The sequence below is a fragment of the Psychrobacter sp. I-STPA6b genome (assembly GCF_020662265.1).
Lineage (GTDB): Bacteria > Pseudomonadota > Gammaproteobacteria > Pseudomonadales > Moraxellaceae > Psychrobacter.
The window spans coordinates 1-515 of sequence record NZ_VEWM01000079.1 but is presented as its reverse complement, the minus strand read 5'-3'; the positions used below and the strand labels follow the sequence as shown (position 1 = coordinate 515).

Annotated in this window: 1 protein-coding gene; it reads right to left on the bottom strand. The window is 35.3% G+C overall.

What is annotated here, in order from left to right:
- Positions 1-515, bottom strand: a 515-nt coding sequence (locus FHK88_RS09765) for a PIG-L family deacetylase (protein WP_227430562.1), incomplete at both ends; no start/stop codon positions are given.

Below are 515 nucleotides of genomic sequence, written 5' to 3'. Positions count from 1 at the left end.
CCATAAAACCACCACGAAGTATTAAAAAACAATCGTTTAGGTTGCCACGTTGTTGTTAGTTTTAATTGTTCTGGAAAGATTGAAGCATCATTAACTTTATCAAAAGCTTCAAAGCTTAACATCGCCGACGAAGTGTGATGACCATGCGTAGTTCCAGGAGAACGATGATCAAAACGATTGATAATTACATCGGGTTTAAAATTTCTTATTACCCAAATTACATCACTAAGAACTTGATTTTTATCCCAAATTTGCAATGTCTCATCCGGATTTTTAGAAAAACCAAAGTCGTTTGCTCTTGAAAAAAATTGTTCGCCACCATCTATTTTTCTAGCTTCAATAAGTTCTTGAGTTCTTATCACGCCTAGTAATTCTCTAAGTTCAGGTCCGATTAAATTTTGTCCGCCATCGCCACGAGTTAAAGATAAATAACCTGTTCTTGCATTTTTCTCGTTGGATAAATAGGATATTAATCTGGTGTTTTCATCATCTGGATGTGCAGCGATGTAAAGTAC